The sequence below is a fragment of the Streptomyces sp. NPDC056480 genome (assembly GCF_042795405.1).
Taxonomy (GTDB): Bacteria; Actinomycetota; Actinomycetes; order Streptomycetales; family Streptomycetaceae; genus Streptomyces.
In genome coordinates this window covers 1-3,044 of record NZ_JBHTSA010000244.1, presented here as the reverse complement: position 1 = coordinate 3,044, position 3,044 = coordinate 1, and the positions used below count along the sequence as shown (strand labels likewise).

Annotated in this window: 3 protein-coding genes; all 3 read right to left on the bottom strand. The window is 73.1% G+C overall.

Annotated elements, in window-relative coordinates; genetic code table 11:
* Positions 1-159 precede the first annotated feature (159 nt).
* The 3 genes from cseC to ACFQ79_RS40565 are packed head-to-tail and all read right to left on the bottom strand — an operon-like array spanning position 160 to position 2,853.
* Complete coding sequence (gene cseC / locus ACFQ79_RS40575) at positions 160-1,476, bottom strand: two-component system sensor histidine kinase CseC (RefSeq protein WP_383593393.1); 1,317 nt, start codon at positions 1,474-1,476, stop codon at positions 160-162.
* A gap of 44 nt (positions 1,477-1,520) precedes the next feature.
* Complete coding sequence (cseB, locus tag ACFQ79_RS40570; protein WP_266966745.1) at positions 1,521-2,225, bottom strand: two-component system response regulator CseB; 705 nt, start codon at positions 2,223-2,225, stop codon at positions 1,521-1,523.
* Positions 2,226-2,268: 43 nt separating this feature from the next.
* Positions 2,269-2,853, bottom strand: coding sequence for a hypothetical protein (locus tag ACFQ79_RS40565; protein WP_383593389.1), 585 nt, complete (start codon positions 2,851-2,853; stop codon positions 2,269-2,271).
* Between the last annotated feature and the right edge of the window lie 191 nt (positions 2,854-3,044).

Here is a 3,044-nt window from a genome sequence, read left to right as displayed (position 1 = left end):
CGGCCCCACCGCCGTATCCCCACCGCCGTATCCGCCGTATCCGCCGTATCCCCACCGCCGTATCCCCACCGCCGTATCCCCACGGCTGTATCCCCACGGCTGTATCCCCACGGCTGTATCCCCACGGCCGTATCCCCACCGCCGCAGCGGTACGGACGCTCAGTCCGCCGGTCGCAGGATCGGGAAGCTGCCCGTGTTCGTCGGCGCGTGGTCCGGCAGCCACAGCACCGCGATCGCCCCGCCCACCCCGTTCGGCGCCGCCTCGGACACCACGTTCCGGAAGGTCAGCCGCGCGCCCAGGACCCGCGCCTGGCCGGACGCGATCGTCAGGCCCAGGCCGTGGCCCTGGCCCGCGCGGTCGCTCGTCCCCGTACGGAACCGGCTCGGACCCTCCTTGAGCAGCGCCACGGGGAAACCGGGACCGTGGTCGCGGACCCGCACGACACGGCCCTCGACGGTGACCTCCACCGGCGGCTTGCCGTGCTTGGCGGCGTTCGCGAGGAGATTGCCGAGGACGCGCTCCAGGCGCCGCGGGTCGGTGTTCACCCAGGAGTCGTGGACGACCCGGACGACCACCTCGGGATCGAGCGCCCGCACCCGCCGCTCCACGAACTCCCCGAGCGCGATCTCCTGGAGCTCCGCCCGCTCCGATGCGCTGTCGAGCCGGGCCACCTCCAGCACGTCCTCGACCAGCGTCCGCATCGCCTGCGCCCGGTCCCGTACGAGCTCGGTCGGACGTCCCGGCGGCAGCAGCTCGGCCGCCGTGAGCAGCCCGGTCACCGGGGTGCGCAGTTCGTGCGCGATGTCCGCGGTGACCCGCCGCTCGGCCTCGATCCGCTCGTTGAGGGCGTCGGTGAGGGCGTCGACCGCCCACGCCAGGTCGTCGGTCTCGTCCCGTACGACCCCGCCGACGGCCTCCCTGACCCGGACGTCCGTGTTCCCCTGGGCGACCCGGCCGGCCGCGACGGCGGCCTTCCGCAGCCGCCGGGAGAGCTGGCCGCCGATGAGCACGCCGAGGGCACAGCCGCCGAAGACCACCGAGACCGAGCCGATGACGAGGGCACGGTCCAGATCGTTCATGATCGTCGCGCTGCGGTCGGCGAAGGGGATGTGCAGCGAGAGCACGTCGCCGTTGGCGAGCGGCACCGCCGCCCACACGTCGGGCGGCCCGCCGTGCCGGTGCTCCTGCACGTACGTGCCGCGCCGCTTGTCCCGCATCAGCTGGTCGAGCTGGCTGGGCAGCGACGGGTCGTTGATCTTGGTGCCGAAGCGCGGTTCCTTCGGCTTCGACGTCTCGTACATCCGCTGCGCGAAGAGCAGCCGCTCCATCTGCACCTCGCGCGCGTTGTCGAGCATCGAGATCCGGGCGGCGTTGTGCACGACGATGCTCAGGGTGACCGCGATCAGCGCGCCGACCGCCGCGATGGCCACGGCGATCTTCCAGCGGACGCCGGTACGGAGGGGGAACGGCTTCACCGGTACGTGCCCGTCTCGGGGGGTGTCGTGGGGATCATGCCGCCCTAGCTCTTGAGCTTGTAGCCGAAGCCGCGGACCGTCTCGATCCTGTCCTGGCCGATCTTGGCGCGCAGCCGCTGGACGTGGACGTCCACGACCCGGGTGTCGCCGCCCCAGCCGTAGTCCCAGACCCGCTCCAGGAGCTTGTCCCGGGACAGTACGGTGCCCGGCGCCGAAGAGAACTCCAGGAGCAGCCGCATCTCGGTCGGCGTCAGCGCGACCGGGGTCCCGCCCTTGCGGACCTCCATGCCGTCGGTGTCGACCTCCAGATCGCCGAAGGCGAGGAGTCCGCCGCCGTCCGGCCCCTCCTCCCCGCGCTCACCGGCGCCGGGACCGCCCGCGTGCCCGAAGCGGCGGAGGACGGCGCGGATCCGGGCCATGAGCACGGCGCCGTCGAAGGGCTTGGTGACGTAGTCGTCGGCCCCGGCCTCCAGACCGAGGACGACGTCGATCGAGTCGGCGCGCGCCGACAGCATGATCACCGGCACCGTCGACTCGTCGCGGATCCGGCGGCAGAGGCTGACCCCGTCCATGCCCGGCAGCATGACGTCGAGCAGGGCGATGTCCGGGCGCTGCGCCCGGAAGGCGTCCAGGCCGGAGAGGCCGTCGGGCATGGCGGTGACCCGGAAGCCGTCCCGCTCCAGGGCGAGCTGGGTGGCCTCACGGATGACGTCGTCGTCCTCGACGAACAGGACATGGGTTTCGGCCATCGTGCGTGCCCTTCGGATCTCTCTGCGGGTGGGGGTGTACGGCTCAGTTGGCGGGGGGCTCGCTCGGCGCGGGCTCGACGACCTCGCCGTCTCCGACGGCCCGGCTGTAGTCGTTGTGCACCCAGTCGTGCTGGGTGAACCTGTTCCCCGACCAGCGGTACGTGATCACGTCCTCGCCCGAGGGGTACGCGACCGGGTCGCCCTTGGCGTACACCTGCTTGGTGACGACGAGATCGCCCCGGTCGATCGTGGCGTAGACGGCGGCGTCCTCCGCCATGAACACGTTCTCGTACCCGTCGCTCTGCCTCCGATAGACGTACGTGCCGATGCCGACGGCATCGCCGCAGGTCATCACGTTGACGACGACGTCCGGCGCGGGTGCGTTCGTGAGGTTCCCGTACGAGGCGTCCACCGGGTACGCGTCCGCGACGCAGGGCTTCAGATCGGTCTTGAACCGTTCCTCGATCTTCGGGTCGGCCTTCAGCAGCTCGATCGGATCCACCCGCTCGGTGGACCGGAGGTCGCCGTCGGCCGAGGGCGAGGGGGTGGGCGCCGCCGCGGCCACGTCCCTGGTGGCGGCCGCTCCCTCGTCCCGGGAGCCGGTGCCGCCGGTGGAGCAGGCGGCCATGGACAGCCCGACGGCGACGAGCCCGGCCGTCGCCGTGATGCCCGCCGCCTTGGCGGTACGGCGCCGGGGGGGGGGCGCCCGGGGCCAGACCCGCGGGCCCCCCCGCGGCCCCCCCCCCCGGGGGGGGGGTGACGTGGCCCCCCCCCAGCGCCCCCGGGCCGGCGCCCGACGGGGGCCCGACCCCCGCCGGG